13 protein-coding genes, 3 tRNA genes and 1 pseudogene are annotated in these 18124 nt (G+C 63.9%); 2 read left to right on the top strand and 15 right to left on the bottom strand.

The window, feature by feature from the left end; genetic code table 11:
* Positions 1-115: 115 nt before the first annotated feature.
* The 7 genes from WF331_RS27340 to leuC form a co-directional block, all read right to left on the bottom strand.
* Positions 116-2869: a FimV/HubP family polar landmark protein gene (locus WF331_RS27340; RefSeq protein ID WP_016500864.1), complete on the bottom strand. Its 2754-nt coding sequence runs from the start codon at positions 2867-2869 to the stop codon at positions 116-118.
* A gap of 71 nt (positions 2870-2940) precedes the next feature.
* Positions 2941-3945, bottom strand: coding sequence for an aspartate-semialdehyde dehydrogenase (locus WF331_RS27335; RefSeq protein WP_284363771.1), 1005 nt, complete (start codon positions 3943-3945; stop codon positions 2941-2943).
* 252 nt (positions 3946-4197) lie between these two features.
* Positions 4198-5310 (bottom strand): aspartate-semialdehyde dehydrogenase, encoded by a 1113-nt coding sequence (gene asd, locus WF331_RS27330; protein WP_016500866.1) that lies wholly within the window; start codon positions 5308-5310, stop codon positions 4198-4200.
* Between the two features lie 63 nt (positions 5311-5373).
* Positions 5374-6456, bottom strand: coding sequence for a 3-isopropylmalate dehydrogenase (gene leuB, locus WF331_RS27325; RefSeq protein WP_013971603.1), 1083 nt, complete (start codon positions 6454-6456; stop codon positions 5374-5376).
* A 54-nt stretch (positions 6457-6510) separates the two neighbouring features.
* On the bottom strand, positions 6511-7275 hold the full coding sequence (locus WF331_RS27320; protein ID WP_340623500.1) for a class I SAM-dependent methyltransferase: 765 nt from the start codon (positions 7273-7275) through the stop codon (positions 6511-6513).
* 146 nt (positions 7276-7421) lie between these two features.
* Positions 7422-8066, bottom strand: coding sequence for a 3-isopropylmalate dehydratase small subunit (gene leuD / locus WF331_RS27315; protein WP_016500869.1), 645 nt, complete (start codon positions 8064-8066; stop codon positions 7422-7424).
* Positions 8063-9496 carry a 3-isopropylmalate dehydratase large subunit gene (gene leuC, locus WF331_RS27310; protein ID WP_016500870.1) on the bottom strand — a complete coding sequence of 478 codons (1434 nt, stop codon included), beginning with the start codon at positions 9494-9496 and terminating at the stop codon, positions 8063-8065. Before leuC ends, leuD begins: the two co-directional genes overlap by 4 nt.
* Before the next feature lie 131 nt (positions 9497-9627).
* Here leuC and WF331_RS27305 point away from each other — a divergent pair, with 131 nt between their 5' ends.
* Both WF331_RS27305 and WF331_RS27300 read left to right on the top strand, forming a co-directional pair.
* A complete protein-coding gene (locus WF331_RS27305) occupies positions 9628-10506 on the top strand; it encodes a LysR family transcriptional regulator (protein ID WP_340623499.1) in 879 nt (292 codons plus the stop codon).
* A gap of 61 nt (positions 10507-10567) precedes the next feature.
* Positions 10568-13864: pseudogene (locus WF331_RS27300) on the top strand (PAS domain S-box protein).
* A gap of 64 nt (positions 13865-13928) precedes the next feature.
* Here the strand turns inward: WF331_RS27300 and WF331_RS27295 are convergent.
* From WF331_RS27295 to WF331_RS27260, 8 genes are all read right to left on the bottom strand, one after another.
* Positions 13929-14372, bottom strand: a complete 444-nt coding sequence (locus WF331_RS27295) for an Hsp20 family protein (protein ID WP_041168109.1) — start codon at positions 14370-14372, stop codon at positions 13929-13931.
* A gap of 225 nt (positions 14373-14597) precedes the next feature.
* Positions 14598-15569 (bottom strand): tRNA dihydrouridine synthase, encoded by a 972-nt coding sequence (locus WF331_RS27290; protein WP_284363762.1) that lies wholly within the window; start codon positions 15567-15569, stop codon positions 14598-14600.
* A gap of 50 nt (positions 15570-15619) precedes the next feature.
* Positions 15620-16054: an acyl-CoA thioesterase gene (locus WF331_RS27285; RefSeq protein ID WP_016500875.1), complete on the bottom strand. Its 435-nt coding sequence runs from the start codon at positions 16052-16054 to the stop codon at positions 15620-15622.
* Between the two features lie 185 nt (positions 16055-16239).
* Entirely contained in the window at positions 16240-17073 is an 834-nt protein-coding gene (locus WF331_RS27280; protein WP_016500876.1) for an alpha/beta fold hydrolase, read from the bottom strand.
* A gap of 15 nt (positions 17074-17088) precedes the next feature.
* A complete protein-coding gene (locus tag WF331_RS27275) occupies positions 17089-17628 on the bottom strand; it encodes a TetR/AcrR family transcriptional regulator (RefSeq protein WP_049274396.1) in 540 nt (179 codons plus the stop codon).
* 172 nt (positions 17629-17800) lie between these two features.
* Positions 17801-17876 (bottom strand) — tRNA-Glu (locus WF331_RS27270).
* Positions 17877-17918: 42 nt separating this feature from the next.
* Positions 17919-17994, bottom strand: a tRNA-Ala gene (locus WF331_RS27265).
* A gap of 53 nt (positions 17995-18047) precedes the next feature.
* Positions 18048-18123 (bottom strand) — tRNA-Glu (locus tag WF331_RS27260).
* Position 18124 lies beyond the last annotated feature (1 nt).

The following is an 18124-nucleotide window of genomic DNA, read 5'->3' as shown; positions in this document are numbered from 1 at the left end:
CGCTTGCGGGCGTCTTCGCGGGCTTGCCCGCTCCCACAGGTTACTCACAAGGTCGAAGACTTGTGGAGACCCTGTGGGAGCGGGCAAGCCCGCGAAGAGGCCTGCCCTGCTTGCATCAGACCAGGCGAGAGAGCATGTCCTCGGCTTCCTGGCGCTGGGTGTCGTCGCCGTCCTTGACCACTTCATCAAGGATGTCGCGCGCGCCCTGGTTGTCGCCCATGTCGATGTAGGCGCGGGCCAGGTCGAGCTTGGTGGCTACTTCGTCACTGCCGGAGAAGAAGTCGAAGTCCAGGTCGTCCAAGGGCTCGGGCTCAGGCTGCGCAACCGCGTCCTCGCTGGTGAAGTGTGGCTCCAGCGATGGCGATTCGAGGCTCTGCGACAGCTTGTCCAGCTCGGCGTTGACGTCGTCCAGCTCCGAGGCAAAGCTTTTGGCGGCCGGCGAATCGTCGTCCAGCGACAGCGACAGGTCGAAGTCCGACGGCATGTCGAACTCGGAAACCGGGTCAAACTCCGGCACGCTGTCGAAGGCAGCCAGTTCGGCGGCGATGTCCACGGGGGCCTCTTCCACCGCTTGCGGGGCGGCCGGGGCAACCGGCTCAGTGACATCGAGGTCGAAATCGGACAGGTCCACCGCAGGCTGTGGCTCTGCCTGGGCCAGCATGGCCTCGAAATCAGCGTCGGCGTCGGCTTGCAGTTCGGCATCCACGGCAAACGGCTGCTCTTCTGGCTGAGCCTCTTCCAGCGCTGGCTCATCCAGCACAGGCTCGGCAATTACCAGCTCATCGGGTACAGGTTCCTGTGCCGCCGGCTCGTCCAGCAACGGCGCTGCCAGCGGATCTTCTTCCGGCAGGTCTTCACCCAGGCTCAGGTCAAAGTCGCTGTCCAGGTCCGGCTCATCCAGACCCGGTGCATCAAGGATTGGCACTTCTTCGAAGGCGTCCAGCTCGGCTTCAGGCTCTGCTTGCGCCAAAGCCTCCGGCTCAGCGTCCGCCCCTGGCTCGAACTCAGGCACCTCGTCAGGCACCACATCGGCAACCACCGGCGCCTCAGGCTCGTCGTGCAGCAGCTCCTGCACGTACTGCTCATCCATTTCGGCAGCCAGTGCCGCCGCACCCAGGCCGGCCGCGGCCAGGCCAAGCATGGCCGGGTAGCGCTCTTTCAGGTCGGCAACCTGGGCAGTGTTCTGCTCGCTGGCCGGCAGCTTGCGCTCCTGTTCGGCAAACGCGCTCTGGTCACCCTGGCGGGCGTACACATCCATCAGTTTCAGGCGCAGGTCGTCACGCTCTGGCGCGGCGGCCACAGCGGGCTCCAGCAGCTCGGTGGCGCGGTTCAGGCGGCCCTCGGCCAGGCATTGGTCGACTTCGGCCAACAGCGCGGCGTGCGGATGTGCGTACGGCTCGGGCTCGAGTTCTGCCTCGGCGGCTGGCGCTGCCACTTTCTCCGCAGCAACGGCAGCGGCAGCCGAAGCTGCGACCACGGCTGGCGACAAGGTCACGCTCGGCTCCGAGACTTCGACGCCGTCGAGGCTCTCGGTATCAGTGTCAAAACCTGGGGCTTGCTCTTCTTCCAGCGCCCGCGCCATGCGCAGGTGCTTTTCAGCTTCTTGCTGGGCCTTGCGCTTGCGCGCCAGCAACCACAGCAGCAACGCCAGCACCAGAATGCTGGAGCCGGCAATCAACCCAAGCAGCCACGGGTTGCCCAGGACCTGGTCGAGTGCACTGTTCGGCTGGGTGGCTGGCGCAGGCTTGGCGGCCGGCACCGGCTTGGGCGCGGTATCGGCGGCAGCAGGTGCCGGCTTGACCACCGGCTGGGCTGCCGCTGCTGGCTGCGCCGGCGTTGCAGCAGCCACTGCCGGGGCGGCTGCACCCTGGGCTTCAAGGCGCGCCAGCTGGTCGTTCTTCAGCTCGATCAGACGCTGCAGCTTGTCCAGCTGGCTCTGCAGGTCGGTCATGCGGCTTTTCAGTTCGTCGTTGTCGCGGCGGCTGGTGTCCAGGCTTTCCTGGGCCACGGCCAGCTTGTCGTTGAGTGCCTTGGCCTGGCCGGCACCGGTCTGGTTACCCGGGCTTACCAGGCGCAGGTTGTCACCCTGGGCGATGCGCGCCGGGGCAGCTTCGGCGGCGCCACGGCGGGTAGCGTCGAGCTGGCGGGCACGCGGGCCCAGGCGGCGGCCTTCACGCCAGGCGGCATACTGTTCGGCCACCTCGCTGTTTGCCTCGCCCTGGGCAATGTTCTGGATCTGCTGCTGGTCGGGCAGGCGCAGTACCTGGCCAACCTTCAGCTGGTTGATGTTGTTGCCGATGAAGGCGTCGGGGTTCAGCGCCTGGATCGCGATCATGGTCTGCTGGATCGAGCCACCCTGGGTGTTGCGCGCAGCAATCTGCCACAGGGTGTCGCGGCGCTGGGTGGTGTAGCTGCTGGCACCGGTTGTGGCCGGTGTGACATTGCCTGCTGCTGGCTTGTCGCCCTGGGCCTTGGCCTGGTCGAGCAGCACGCTGTAGTCGCGCAGCAGGCGGCCCTGCGGCCACATCACCTGGACCAGGAACTTGACCACTGGCCCCGGCAGCGGCTGGCTGGAGGTAACCCGCAGCACGCTCTTGCCGTTGGGGTTGATCACCGGTGTGAAGGTCAGGTCTTCGAGGTAGGTCGGAAACGCCACCCCGGCCTTGCTGAACTCTTCCGGTGGCGCCAGGCTTGGCGCCACTTCGGCGGCCTTGAGGTCGCGCACGTCGAGCAATTCGATCTCGGCGTCCAGCGGCTGATTCTGTGCCGACTTCAGGGTCAGCTCCCCCAGGCCCAGCGCATTCGCCATGCCAGACGACAGCGCGGATGCTGCAGCCATGGCCAGAACCAGTTTGCGAATTCGAAGCATGACCTCTTCCCTTGTATGAATCGTCCCGAAACCTGCAAGCAGAGCAGGACAAAAGTGCTCGCCAGTATCTTTTACGGCATCTGTTTAATCAACAATTGTGCCACTTGCACGGCATTGAGCGCGGCGCCTTTGCGCACGTTGTCGGTGGTCAGCCAGAGGTTGAGCTGCTGGTCTTCATCAACACCGTGACGTACACGACCAACATAGACCACGTCTTGGCCCACTGCGTCACCGACCGGGGTCGGATAATCATCACGTTCCACCAGCTCGACACTATCAGCTGCCTCCAGTGCCTGGTTGACCGCTGCCAGGTCGACCGGGCGACGGCTCTGCACGGCCACACTGAAGCTATCGCCGAAAAACACCGGGACTTGAACGCAGCTCACCGAAATCTTCAATTCAGGCATGCCCAGCAGCACGCGCAACTCGCTGACCAGGCGGCGCTCCGGCGCGGTATGGCCTTGCTCATCGGCGGCCCCCACCTGGGCCAGCAGGTTGAATGCCACCTGGCGGTCGAAGAAACGCGGCTCCAGTGGCCGGGCATTGAGCAGTTCGGCCGTTTGCCGGGCCAGTTCGCTGACCGCTTCGCGGCCTTGCGCGGACACCGCCAGCGACGCCATCACCTGCACCCGCTCAATGTCCAGCAGGCCCTTGAGCGGTGCCAGCGCGACCGCCACGGCAACCGCGGCCGAGCATGGGCTGACGATGCGTGCCGGCAGCGCCAGGCCGGCCAGGCGCTCTGCGTTGGCTTCTGGCACCAGGGCCAGGGCATCGTCCAGGCCACCAGACAGGTCGATGACCGTGCAGCCCGCCTGTAGCGCCTTGCTGGCAAAGCTACGGCTGACTGCGGCGCCAGTGGCGAAGAAGGCCAGCTTGACCTGGGCAAAGTCGAAGCTGTCGACTTCACGCACCTTGAGCTTCTTGCCGGCGAACATCACGCTGCTGCCTGCCGACTCCATGCTGGCCAGCAGGTGCAAGGTGGCGACCGGGAACGCGAGTTCTTCGAGGATCTGCACCAAGGCTTCACCGACGCTGCCGGTGGCGCCGACGACGGCGATGTCCAAAGGGTGTGTCATGGTAGGGATCCTCTTGCAGAAAACGGCGGGGGCGGCACTTTACTCGGATTGCAGGGGTTTGTCTGTGCTGGCCGTATCTTCGTCGCCGTGGGTTGCGTGAGGGCTAGCGGGGATGGCTTGGGATTTGCGGTGTTTGTGAGATCGAGCGCCGCCCGCGCGGCGCTCGATCTCACAGGCGCTGAAACCCTCACCCCCGAACACAAAAAAACCCGCGCTGTCTCCAGCGCGGGTTTTTTAGTCAACGCAGAACGATCAACGCTCCAGCAGAATCCGCAGCATGCGGCGCAGCGGTTCGGCAGCGCCCCACAGCAGTTGGTCACCCACGGTGAAAGCGCCCAGGTACTGCGAGCCCATGTTCAGCTTGCGCAGGCGGCCAACCGGGATGTTCAGGGTGCCGGTGACCTTGGTTGGGCTCAGTTCCTGCATGCTGATTTCACGCTGGTTCGGCACCAGTTTCACCCAAGGGTTGTGCTGGCTGATCATGCCTTCGATGTCGGCGATCGGCACATCCTTGTTCAGCTTGATGGTCAGCGCCTGGCTGTGGCAACGCATGGCGCCGATGCGCACGCAGATGCCGTCGACCGGGATCGGGCTCTTGAAGCGGCCGAGGATCTTGTTGGTCTCGGCCTGGGCCTTCCACTCTTCACGGCTCTGGCCGTTCGGCAGTTCCTTGTCGATCCACGGGATCAGGCTACCCGCCAGTGGCACGCCAAAGTTCTCGGTCGGGAAGGCTTCGCTGCGCATGGCCTCGGCAACCTTGCGGTCGATGTCGAGGATGGCGCTGGCCGGGTTGGCCAGGTCGTCGGCGACGGCGGCGTGGGTGGCACCCATCTGCTTGATCAGCTCGCGCATGTTCTGCGCGCCGGCACCCGAGGCTGCCTGGTAGGTCATGGCGCTCATCCACTCGACCAGGCCGGCTTCAAACAGGCCACCCAGGCCCATCAGCATCAGGCTGACGGTGCAGTTGCCGCCGATGTAGTTCTTGGTACCGGCGTCCAGCTGCTGGTCGATGACCTTGCGGTTGACCGGGTCGAGGACGATCACGGCGTCATCCTGCATACGCAGGGACGAGGCAGCATCGATCCAGTAACCCTGCCAGCCGGCTTCACGCAGCTTGGGGAAGACCTCGTTGGTATAGTCGCCGCCCTGGCAGGTCAGGATAACGTCGAGGGTCTTGAGTTCTTCAATCGAATACGCGTCCTTGAGCGGCGCTGTATCCTTGCCCACGTTCGGGCCTTGGCCACCCACGTTGGAAGTAGTGAAGAACACCGGCTCGATAAGGTCGAAATCCTGCTCCTCCAGCATCCGCTGCATGAGCACGGAACCGACCATACCGCGCCAACCGATCAGACCTACACGTTTCATCGCAACTACACCTTTGCTAAAAGTGGGCCGCCACCGGGAATTTTGGGTGGCGGGCCAGAGAGATTACAGATTCCGCAGCGCTGCGACTACTGCGTCGCCCATTTCCTGCGTACCAACTTTACGGCAGCCTTCAGAGAAGATGTCGCCGGTGCGAAGGCCCTGGTCCAGAACCAGGCTGACGGCCTTCTCGATCGCCTCGGCAGCAGCCGACTGATTGAAGCTGTAACGCAGCATCATCGACACCGACAGGATGGTCGCCAGCGGGTTGGCGATGCCAAGGCCGGCGATGTCCGGTGCCGAGCCGTGGCACGGCTCGTACATGCCCTTGTTGTCGGCATCCAGCGATGCAGAAGGCAGCATGCCGATGGAACCGGTCAGCATGGAAGCTTCATCCGACAGAATGTCACCGAACATGTTGTCGGTCACCATCACGTCGAACTGCTTGGGTGCACGTACCAGCTGCATGGCAGCGTTGTCGACGTACATGTGGCTCAGTTCGACATCCGGGTAGTCCTTGGCCACGTCTTCGACCACTTCACGCCACAGCTGGCTGGACGCCAGGACGTTGGCCTTGTCCACCGAGCACAGCTTCTTGCCGCGCACGCGGGCCATGTCGAAGCCGACACGGGCAATGCGGCGCACTTCGCTTTCGCTGTACGGCAGGGTGTCGTAGGCCTGGCGCTCGCCGCCTTCCAGCTCGCGCTGGCCACGCGGGGCACCGAAGTAGATGCCACCGGTCAGCTCACGGACGATGAGGATGTCCAGGCCCGAAACGATTTCCGGCTTCAGCGACGAGGCATCGGCCAGTTGCGGGTAGAGGATGGCTGGGCGCAGGTTGGCGAACAGGCCCAGTTGCGAACGGATTTTCAGCAGGCCGCGCTCCGGGCGGATGTCACGCTCGATCTTGTCCCACTTCGGGCCACCCACGGCGCCCAGCAGCACGGCATCGGCCTTGCGCGCACGCTCCAGGGTTTCGTCGGCCAGCGGCACGCCGTGCTTGTCGATGGCGGCGCCACCGATCACGTCGTGCTCCAGGCTGAAGCCGAGCTGGAACTTGTCGTTGGCCAGTTCCAGCACCTTGACCGCTTCGGCCATGATTTCCGGGCCGATACCGTCACCTGGGAGAATCAGAATCTGCTTGCTCATGCTTTCCTCTATCCATTCACGCGGTGCGGCCAGACGGGCCCCACCGAAAAGTGCTTAACGCTCGGCCCACAACACCAGCACATCGGTGCTGAACGAGCCATCGGCCTCGATCTGGTAATACTGCCGTACTTCTTCACCCATGGCTTGCTGCAATTGGCGGATGGCCACGCGCATCGGCTCGGGGGTGCGCATGCGCTCGACCCAGCTGGTGAACTCCAGGCGCAGCGGCTGGCGCGTGTGGCTGCGCACATGCAGGCCGGCTTCGCTGACCTGGCGCTGCCATTCGGCGGCGGAGTAATCGCGCACATGGCTGGTGTCGCGCAGCACTTCGACCGTTTGCAGGTAGGTGTCGAGCAGCGGGCTGCCCGGCGACATCACATCGATGAACGCTGCCACGCCGCCTGGCTTGAGCACCCGGCGTACTTCGCGCAGGGCCAGGCCCAGGTCGCTCCAGTGGTGGGCCGAGTAGCGGCTGAAGACGAAGTCGAACGTGGCATCGGCGAACGGCAGGCGTTCGGCGGCGCCGCGCTGGGTGGTGATATTGGCCAGGCCGCGATCGGCGGCGGCGCTGGCGACCACGTCGAGCATGGATTGCGAAAGGTCGTAGGCGACCACCTCGGCAACCAGCGGGGCGACGTGGAAACTGACATGACCGGCACCGCAGCCCAGGTCCAGCACGCGGGCATGCGCCTGCCCCGCCAGCTCGGCCTGCAACAGGGCGAATTCACTGCCCTGGGCGTGCACGGCGCTGCTGAGGTAGGCGCTGGCCTGTTCGCCGAACTGGCGCTGGACCACGTCGGTGTGTTGGGTGCTGGTCATGTTTAAATCCTTTGGTCTTGGGTTGTTTCTACTGGCCCTACCGCCGGCAAGCCAGCTCCCACAGGAAACCAACAGCATTCAGGCCTGTGGTGACCCTGTGGGAGCTGGCTTGCCGGCGATGAGGCCAGCAAACTCACCTACATCACTCAGGCATCACGGAACAGCCAAGGCTGGCTGGCGCGGTGCTTGCCTTCGAAGGCCTTGATCGCATCGCTGTCCTGCAGGGTCAGGCCGATATCGTCCAGGCCGTTGAGCAGGCAGTGTTTGCGGAACGCATCGATCTCGAAGTGCAGCACCTTGCCATCCGGGCGGGTCACCGCCTGCGCTTGCAGGTCGACGGTCAGCTGGTAGCCCGGGTTGGCTTCAACCTGCTTGAACAGCTCGTCCACTTCTTCATCGCTGAGGATGATCGGCAACAGGCCGTTCTTGAAGCTGTTGTTGAAGAAGATGTCGGCAAAGCTCGGCGCAATGATGCTGCGGAAGCCGTACTCATCCAGTGCCCACGGGGCGTGCTCACGGCTGGAGCCGCAACCGAAGTTCTCCCGCGCCAGCAACACGCTGGCACCCTGGTAGCGTTCGTGGTTGAGCACGAAATCCTGGTTGACCGGGCGCTTGCTGTTGTCCTGGTACGGCTGGCCCACGTCCAGGTAACGCCATTCGTCGAACAGATTGGGGCCAAAACCTGTGCGCTTGATCGACTTCAAGAACTGCTTGGGGATGATCTGGTCGGTGTCGACGTTGGCACGGTCCAACGGCGCGACGAGGCCAGTGTGCTGTGTAAAGGCTTTCATGCTGCGCTCCCTTGGATCAACTCGCGGACATCGATGAAGTGGCCGGTCACCGCGGCAGCGGCCGCCATGGCCGGGCTGACCAGGTGGGTACGGCCACCGGCGCCCTGACGGCCTTCGAAGTTGCGGTTGGAGGTGGACGCACAGTGCTCGCCGCTCTCCAGGCGGTCCGGGTTCATCGCCAGGCACATCGAACAGCCTGGCTCGCGCCATTCGAAACCGGCTTCGACAAAGATCTTGTCCAGGCCTTCGCGCTCGGCCTGGGCCTTGACCAGGCCCGAGCCCGGCACGACGATGGCTTGCTTGACGGTAGCGGCTACCTTGCGGCCCTTGGCGATTTCGGCCGCGGCGCGCAGGTCTTCGATACGCGAGTTGGTGCACGAGCCGATGAACACGCGGTCCAGCTGGATATCGGTGATCGCCTGGTTGGCGGTCAGGCCCATGTACTTCAAGGCACGCTCGATCGAACCACGCTTGACCAGGTCGGCTTCGGCAGCCGGGTCCGGCACGCGCTGGTCGACGGCCAACACCATCTCGGGCGAGGTGCCCCAGCTGACTTGTGGCTTGATCTGGCTGGCATCCAGCTCGACCACGGTGTCGAACACGGCATCGTCATCCGACACCAGGTCTTTCCACGACTCGACCGCTTGCTTCCACTGCTCGCCCTTCGGCGCATACGGGCGGCCTTCGACGTAGGCAACGGTGGTGGCGTCAGTGGCCACCAGGCCCACACGGGCACCGGCCTCGATGGACATGTTGCAGATGGTCATGCGGCCTTCCATCGACAATTCGCGGATGGCGCTGCCGGCGAACTCCATGGCGTGGCCGTTGCCACCGGCGGTGCCGATCTTGCCGATCACGGCCAGGACGATGTCCTTGGCGGTAACGCCGGCAGGCAATTGGCCTTCCACGCGCACCAGCATGTTCTTCATCTTCTTGGCGACCAGGCACTGGGTGGCGAGCACGTGCTCAACCTCGGAAGTGCCAATGCCGTGGGCCAAGGCACCGAAGGCGCCATGGGTGGAGGTGTGCGAGTCGCCGCAGACCACGGTCATGCCAGGCAAGGTGGCCCCCTGCTCCGGGCTGATGACGTGGACGATGCCCTGGCGTTCGTCATTCATCTTGAATTCGACGATGCCGTACTCGTCACAGTTTTCGTCAAGGGTCTGCACCTGCAGGCGCGACACCTGGTCGACGATGGCCTCGATACCGCCCTTGCGCTCTGGCGTGGTCGGCACGTTGTGGTCGGGGGTGGCGATGTTGGTGTCGATGCGCCACGGTTTGCGGTTGGCCAGGCGCAGGCCTTCGAAGGCCTGGGGCGACGTCACTTCGTGGATGATGTGGCGGTCGATGTAGATCAAGGACGAGCCGTCATCACGGCGCTTGACCTCATGGGCTTCCCAGAGTTTGTCGTAGAGCGTTTTGCCAGCCATCAGACTGTTCCTCATCAGCGTCTTTCTATGCCAAAGACCCCTTGGCTTGTACGGACGATGCTAGGGGGTTAGATTGAATAACTCAAATTCATAATTTTTATGCTTTGGATAACCCAAAGGAATACGACTACATGGACCTGGCCAACCTCAGTGCCTTTATCGCCATTGCCGAAACCGGCAGCTTTTCCGGGGCTGCCGAACGGCTGTTCCTGACCCAGCCGGCCATCAGCAAACGCATCGCCGGGCTGGAGCAGCAACTGGGGGTGCGCCTGTTCGACCGCCTGGGCCGCGAGGTGACTTTGACCGAGGCCGGGCGCGCCCTGCTGCCACGGGCCTACCAGATCCTCAATGTCCTTGATGATACCCGACGCGCCCTGACCAATCTGACCGGGGCCGTGAGCGGTCGTCTGACCCTGGCCACCAGCCACCACATCGGCCTGCACCGCCTGCCGCCACTGCTGCGGGCGTTCACCCGCCAGTACCCGGCCGTGGCGCTGGATATTCAGTTTCTGGATTCGGAACAGGCCTACGACGAAATTCTGCATGGCCGCGCCGAAATTGCCGTGATCACCCTGGCGCCCGACCCGCATCACCTGGTCAAAGCCGTGCCGGTGTGGGACGACGCCCTGGACTTCGTCGCCGCCCCCGAGCACCCGCTGGCCAACAACCATGAGGTCAGCCTGGCGGATGTCGCCCGCCACCCGGCGGTATTCCCTGGCGGCAACACCTTCACCCACCATATTGTCCAGCGCCTGTTCGAAAGCCAGGGCCTTACGCCGAACATCGCCATGAGCACCAACTACCTGGAAACCATCAAGATGATGGTGTCGATCGGCCTGGCCTGGAGCGTATTGCCGCGCACCATGCTCGACGAACAGGTTGCACCCATCGCCTTGCCGGGCATACAGCTGTCGCGCCAGCTAGGCTACATTCTGCATACGGAGCGAACGCTATCGAACGCGACCAGGGCATTCATGGCCCTGCTCGACAGCCACGCAGGGCCCGCCTGACCGGCCGTCAGCCCGGTACTTCCAATTCAAGGACGCGTCATACGCCAAAGGTCTGGTACCGATGCCCAAATCAGCAAACCGCTTTTTGCGCCTGCCGCGTATCCCAGCGGCCGATCCCCAAGAGTCGGAACAGGCCTGACAGAACGCCCCACAACTGCTGGCAGCCCTCAACGGTGCGCGCCTGGGGGCCTGGCTATGGGATATCGAAAGCGGCCGGGTCAGCTGGTCACGGGGCACCCAGGCCCTGTTCGGCTTCGACCCGCAGCGGCCGTTGCCCGCCGATGTAGACTACCTCGATCTGCTGCCCGAGGAAGACCGCGCGCGCACGCGCCAGGTATTCCAGGCGGTGTTCAACGGCGAGCCGGTGGAACAGGCCATGCGTCACCGTATTCGCTGGCCGGACGGTAGCCTGCACTGGCTGGAGATCAACGGCAGCCTGACCCACGACCAGCATGGCCGGCCACAAATGATCGGGGTGATCCGCGAAATCACCCGCCAGCGCGAACGGGAAACAGCGCTGATCAATTCGGAAAAGCGCTTCGCCACCCTGTTCCACCTCAGCCCCAACGCCATTCTTCTCACCCGCCGCCACGACGGCATGATCTTCGAGGTCAACCAGCACTTCGAAGACATGTTCGGCTGGCCCGGGAGCCAGGTAATAGGCAAGACCAGCCTGGAGCTGGGCCTGTGGGTCAACCCCGAACAGCGCCACCAGGTGATGGAGTCGACCCGCGCCAGCGGCGGCCCGCTGATCATGGAGGTGCAGTTCCGCGCCACCAGCGGCAAGGTGCATGACGGCATCCTCTGCACCCAGGGCATCGAACTGGAGGGCGTCACCTTCCTGATCAGCACCTTTGTCGACACCACCGAACGCAAGCGCGCCGAGCAGGCGCTGAAGGACAGCCAGGAGCGCCTGGACCTGGCCCTGGACTCGGCGCAGCTGGGCACCTGGGACTGGCACATCCCCAGCGGCATGCTCTACGGCTCGGCCCGCGCCGCGCAACTGCACGGCCTGCCGCCCACCCCTTTTCACGAATCGTTCGATGCGTTTTTCGAGGGGGTGCCAGAGCAGGAACGCAACTCGATGCGCCAGGCCTACCGCAGCCTGCGCGAAGGGCCCGCCGGCAACTACCAGATCACCTACCGGGTGCAGCTGGAAAGCGGGATTTCGCGTTACATCGAAAGCCGCGCACGGCTGTACCGCGACGAGCAGGGCAACCCGCTGCGCATGGCCGGCACCCTGCTCGACATCACCGACCAGGTAGAGCGCGAGCAGCGCCTGAGCGCCTCGGAAGAGAAGTTCGCCAGCCTGTTCCAGGTCAGCCCCGACCCGATCTGCGTGACCCGCCAGGACACCGGCCAGTTCATCGAGATCAACCCGGCGTTCAGCCAGACCTTTGGCTGGGACAGCGGCCAGGTGATCGGCCGCACCGCCGAGGAAATCGGCCTGTGGGCCGAGTCCATCGAGCGTGCGCAACGTATCGAGCGGGTAATCCGCGAACAGGCCTTGAGCAACGTCGCCGTGGTGGTCAACCACCGCAACGGCGCGCCGTTGACCTGCGTGATCTCCAGCCGCCTGATCACCGTTGACGACCAGCCCTGCAGCGTTACCACCCTGCGCGACATCACCCAGCAGCAACGCGCCGAGGCGGCGCTCAAATCCAGCGAAGAGAAGTTTGCCAAGGCCTTCCACTCCAGCCCCGACGCCATCACCATCACCGAACGCCACAGCGGCCGGTACCTGGAAATCAACGACGGCTTCTGCCGCCTGACTGGCTACAGCGCCGCCGATGTGGTCGGCCACACGGTGTACGAAATCGGTATCTGGGCCGACGACAAGCAGCGCAGCGCGTTGCTGGCCGAATTGCGCGACCGCGGCCGGGTGCATCACCGGGAAATGCTCGGCCGTAACAAGCGCGGCGATATCCTCACCGTTGAAGTCTCTGTCGAGCCGATCACCCTCAACGAAGTCGACTGCCTGCTATTGACTGCCCGCGACGTCAGCCAGCTGAAGAACGCCCAGGCGCAGATCCGCCACCTGGCCTATCACGACCCGTTGACCAACCTGCCCAACCGCGCCCTGCTGATGGACCGCCTGAGCCAGCAGATCGCCCTGCTCAAGCGCCATAACCTGCGCGGCGCCCTATTGTTCCTCGACCTCGACCACTTCAAGCACATCAACGACTCACTGGGCCACCCGGTGGGCGACACGGTGCTGAAGATCATCACCGCCCGCCTGGAAGCCAGTGTGCGCCTGGAGGACACCGTGGCCCGCCTGGGTGGCGACGAGTTCGTGGTACTGCTCAGCGGCCTGGAGGGCAGCCGTGAGCTGGTGGAGGCAAAAGTCCGTGAACTGGCCGACACCCTGCGTGAACTGCTGGCCGAACCGATGTCGCTGGATGGCCAGCGCCTGCAGGTAACGCCCAGCATCGGCGTGGCGCTGATCCCCGACCACGGCACCACCCCGGCCGATCTGCTCAAGCGTGCCGATATCGCCCTGTACCGGGCCAAGGACTCCGGGCGCAACACCACCCAGCTGTTCCACACCACCATGCAGAAAGCTGCCAGCGAGCGCCTGCGCATGGAAAACGACCTGCGCCTTGCCCTGGCCCGTGGCGAACTGGCGCTGCACTTCCAGCCGCAGGTGGATGCCCGCGACAACCGTATCGTCGGCGCCGAGGTGCTGCTGCGCTGGCACCACCCGCAACTGGGCCAGCAGCCGCCCGCACAGTTCATTCAGGTGCTGGAGGAAAGCGGCCTGATCCTTGAAGTTGGCAGCTGGATCCTGGATGAAGCCTGCGATGCTTGTGCACGCATGCTGACCGACGGCCTGATCGATGCGGATGATTTCAGCCTGTGCGTGAACATCAGCCCGCGACAGTTCCGCCAGAACAACTTTGTGGAGCGCGTGCTGCGCAGCCTGGACGATTACCGGCTGCCTCGGCACATGCTCAAGCTGGAGATCACCGAAGGCATCGTCATCCAGAACCTGGAAGACACCATCAGCAAGATGCGCGAACTGAAGCGTTACGGGGTGAGTTTCGCCATGGATGACTTTGGCACTGGCTATTCGTCGCTGACTTACCTCAAGCGCCTGCCGGTCGATGCGCTGAAGATCGACCAGACCTTCGTGCGCGATGCACCGATCGACCCCAACGACGCCGAAATCGTCCGCGCCATTGTCGCCATGGCCCGCAGCCTGGACCTGGCAGTGATTGCCGAGGGGGTGGAGCTGACCGAGCAACTTGAGTTTCTCGAACAGCTGGGCTGTCACCTGTACCAGGGTTACCTGCACAGCCGGCCGTTGCCGTTGCCGGAATTTCGCAAACTGTTGCAGGAGGCGCCGGCAGACTACTGAAGCAGATGCAGGCGACCACAAAAAAAAAGGGCACCCGAGGGTGCCCTTCTTCATTGCAGCGTGATCAGTTCAGCGCTGGTTTTTCGCCATTGATCGGGATGCGCTTGGCCTTGGCTTCTTCAGGCACGATGCGCAGCAGGTCGATGCTGAGCAGGCCGTTGGCCAGGCCGGCGGCTTTCACTTCGATATGGTCGGCCAGGCGGAACGACAGCTTGAAGGCGCGTTGCGCGATACCCTGATGCAGGTAGGTCACTTCAGTGGCGCTATTGTCGCGCTTGCCACCGGTTACGGTCAGGACACCTTTCTCGACCTGCAGGTCGAGGTCCTGCTCCTGGAAACCGGCTGCGGCAACCACAATGCGGTAGTGGTCCTCGCCATGCTTTTCCACGTTGTAGGGCGGGTAGCTGCTACCGGCCTCATTACGTGCCGCGGATTCGAACAGGTCGTTGAAACGGTCGAAACCAACGGAATGGCGGAACAGTGGAGCAAGAGAGAAAGCGGTAGTCATGGTCATAAACTCCTGAGATTCAGCAAGTAAGTCATTACGCGACCCGACTTCGGCATCGCGTACTCAAAAGATATGGCCGAGGGAAAAGCTTTCAAGGGGCAATGAGTAAAAAAATTGAAATGGGTGTAGCCCTTTTCGCGGGCATGCCCGCTCCCACAGGATCACCACAGGCCTCAGGACCAGTGGACTACCTGTGGGAGCGGGCGCGCCCGCGAAGAGGCCAGCTCAGGCAACACAGGCCTCCAAAGCCTGCACCTCAACCCCCAGCAACCGACTGATCCGCGCGCAGTCATCTTCCCTGCGCAACTCGGCAAACAGTACCACCGCCTCGGGGTAACTGCGGGTCAGCATCGCCAACCACTGCTTCATCCGCCCCGGCGCATAGCGCGGTGACAGTTTGGCCTGGGCCTGACGCCAGAACTCGCGCAACAACGGCAGCAGGTCATCCCAGCTCATCGGCTGATAGTCGAGCCCGTGACGCGCGGCGGCAATCTGCAGGCCCAGGTCAGGGCGCGATACCAACCCTCGGCCCAGCATGATGTCTTCGGCCCCACTCACCTCGCGGCAGCGGCGCCAGTCATCGACGGTCCAGATCTCGCCATTGGCGAACACCGGAACCTTGACCACATCCTGCACCCGCGCCACCCACTCCCAATGCGCCGGCGGCTTGTAGCCTTCGACCTTGGTCCGCGCATGCACCACCAGGTGCGCCGAGCCGCCCTCTGCCAACGCAGTGGCACACTCCAACGCGCCGTCCGGGCTGTCGAAGCCCAGGCGCATCTTCGAGGTTACCGGGATATGCGCCGGCACCGCGCGGCGCACCTCACGCACGATGGCGTGCAGCAACTCCGGCTCTTTGAGCAGCACGGCACCACCCCGTGACTTGTTCACGGTCTTGGCCGGGCAGCCGAAGTTCAGGTCGATCACGGGCGCACCCAGCTCACAGGCCAGCGCCGCGTTTTCCGCCAGGCATACCGGGTCCGAACCCAGCAACTGCACGCGCATGGGCACCCCGGCGGCCGTGCGCGCACCCTGGCGCAACTCGGGCGCCAGCTTGTCGAACGAGGACGCCGGCAGCAGGCGGTCGCACACGCGAATGAACTCGGTGACGCACCAGTCGATACCGCCCACGCGGGTCAATACGTCGCGCAGGATGTTGTCAACCAGCCCCTCCATGGGGGCCAGGGCAATTTGCATGTCGGGGTCTCGGCGGAAAAGCCGGCAGTCTAACAAAAATTGCCGGCGATTCAGGCGCCGATCAGCGCCGGACCGTAACCTTCGACGAATTCCGCCGGCATGCGCTTGGGCTTGCCACTGGACAACTCGATGCAGGCAAAGGTGGTTTGCGCGCGCAGCAGGGTTACGCCGTCACGCGGGCGCTTGAGCTGGAAGCGCCGGGTCATGCGCAGGCGCTGATCCCAGTCGATGATCCAGGTGGCCAGTTGCAGTTCGTCGTCCTCATAGGCGGCGGCCAGGTAGTCGATTTCGTGGCGCACCACAGCCATCGCCCGGTCCAGGCGCCGATACTCGGCCAGGTCCAAGCCTAACCGTTGGGAGTGACGCCAGGCGCACCGCTCCAGCCAGGTGACGTACACCGCGTTGTTTGCGTGGCCGAGGCCGTCGATGTCCTCGCTGCCGACGCGCAGGTCGATGACGAAGGGTGTTGCCAGGTCCCAGCTCATGTTCGCTTCCTTGGCAAAAAAGTCGATTTAGCAGCGACCTGCAGGGCAATGTCCAGCCCCTGCGCAAGATTTACCGGCCTCATCGCCGGCAAGCCAGCTCCCACAAAAACGGCGCAGGATTCCAGGTTTGCGCCATACCTGTGGGAGCTGGCTTGCCGGCGATGAGGCCAGCACAGGCAACACCATCAGGCGGTTTGTCGCGCTCGCACGTCAGCCCGGGCCAGCAATTCGAGCACGGCCTCACCCAGCCGCGGATCGGACAGCACCCGCTGGTGGCCGCCCTGCTCCAGCAGCATCAGGCGGCTGTCGAACCAGGCCTTGTGAATAACCTGGGCTTCATCGGCGGCCACCAGGGCATCATCGGCGGCATGCACCACCAACCCCGGAAGCTCCAGCTGGTAACCGGTAACATCCAGCCGCGCGATCTGCATGCCCACATCTCGCTCTACCTGGCGAATGAACGCCGCCCGCGCACGCGCCGGCATCCCCAGATGATGAGCAAAACCGCGCAGCACGCCCAGCAGCCGCGCCGGGGCAGCAATACTGACTGCTGCCTCTGTGCGCAGCCCCATCTGCAAGGCCAGCAATACACTGGCACCGCCCATGGAGTGGCCAATCACCGCCCGCAGCGGTGGCAGCTCGGCGGCGGCCTCCAGCAGCGCCCGGGCGAACAGCACCACATTGGCCTGTTCACCAGGCGAGCGGCCATGGCCCGGCCCCTCCAGCGACACCACCGTGTGCCCGGCCTGGACCAAGGTTTCGATCAAGGCGGCAAACTGGGTCGGGCGCCCTTCCCAACCATGCATCAGCAGCACCGTCGGCCCCTTCCCCCAGCGCAAGGCAGACAACCCGAAGCGCAGGGTGATGCGCTCGGCGTTGGCCAGCACGGGCAGCTCCCAATCCCGAGGCGGCAGATTGCGCGGGGTCATGAAGGCACGGCGCATCTTGCCCGCGACATGCTCGGGGGCCAGGCGGCCCAGGGTGCCATTGACACCACGAATCCAGCTCAGGGTAGTCATCGCCATGCTCCAGGGTTAGAGCACCGCCGATTTGGCGGCGCGCAGAATACGGTCAGACAGCTCGCTGGTGCCCAAGGCTCGGGCCAGGGCAAGGCCACCAACCATGAGCGCCAGGTCGGCCAGGGCCTTGTCGGCATCTTCAGGGCGGTCGACCATGGCTGCAGTCATCAGCTCGATGTGCTCGGCCAATACCTCGCGGAAAACCTCCGGAAGGCGCTGCATCTCGCCCAGCGAGTTGGGCAGCGGGCAGGCATGCACCTCGGCATCCCGGTGTTTGCGCGACAGGTAGAAGGCACTGGCCAGCGCCCGGCGGCCCGCACCATCGAGGTTGGGGTCGATCTGGGCGAGCAAGGCGCGGCGCTCACCCAACAGCTGGCGGAACGCTTCGAGCATCAACTCGTCCTTGCTGTCGAAGTGGGCATAGAAACCGCCGACGGTCAGCCCTGCTGCGCCCATCACCTGGCTGACGCTGGGCTCGGCCGGGCCGTGCTGGATCAGCGCGCTGCGTGCCGCTTCCAGAATGCGCTCGCGGGTTCTGCTCTTCTTGTCGCTCATCAGGCACTCGCCATTCGAAATATGATGATCGAAATATTATCAATATCATATTTTTTGGCAAGGGAAATTTCACGCCGCTTGTCAGCTGCGAAATGTTCGGGAGGGAGAAAAAACAAAAGGCTCATTCAATAAGCGAATGAGCCTTTAAAGTCCCGCAAAACGCGGGTAAATATGGCGTCCCCTAGGGGACTCGAACCCCTGTTACCGCCGTGAAAGGGCGGTGTCCTAGGCCACTAGACGAAGGGGACGTAACCTTCGTGCCGGCCCGCTTACGCGAACCGCGGCAAAATTGGTGGAGCTAAGCGGGATCGAACCGCTGACCTCCTGCATGCCATGCAGGCGCTCTCCCAGCTGAGCTATAGCCCCGGATTTCTAGCCTCGCGGCCCAGCGACATAATGAAACATCGCTTGTGTAAAACTGGCGTCCCCTAGGGGACTCGAACCCCTGTTACCGCCGTGAAAGGGCGGTGTCCTAGGCCACTAGACGAAGGGGACG

Source organism: Pseudomonas sp. YNh (genome assembly GCF_037993085.1).
Taxonomy (GTDB): Bacteria; Pseudomonadota; Gammaproteobacteria; order Pseudomonadales; family Pseudomonadaceae; genus Aquipseudomonas; species Aquipseudomonas putida.
Note: the sequence above shows the minus strand (reverse complement) of the source record. Positions and strands in the feature narration are given on the sequence as shown.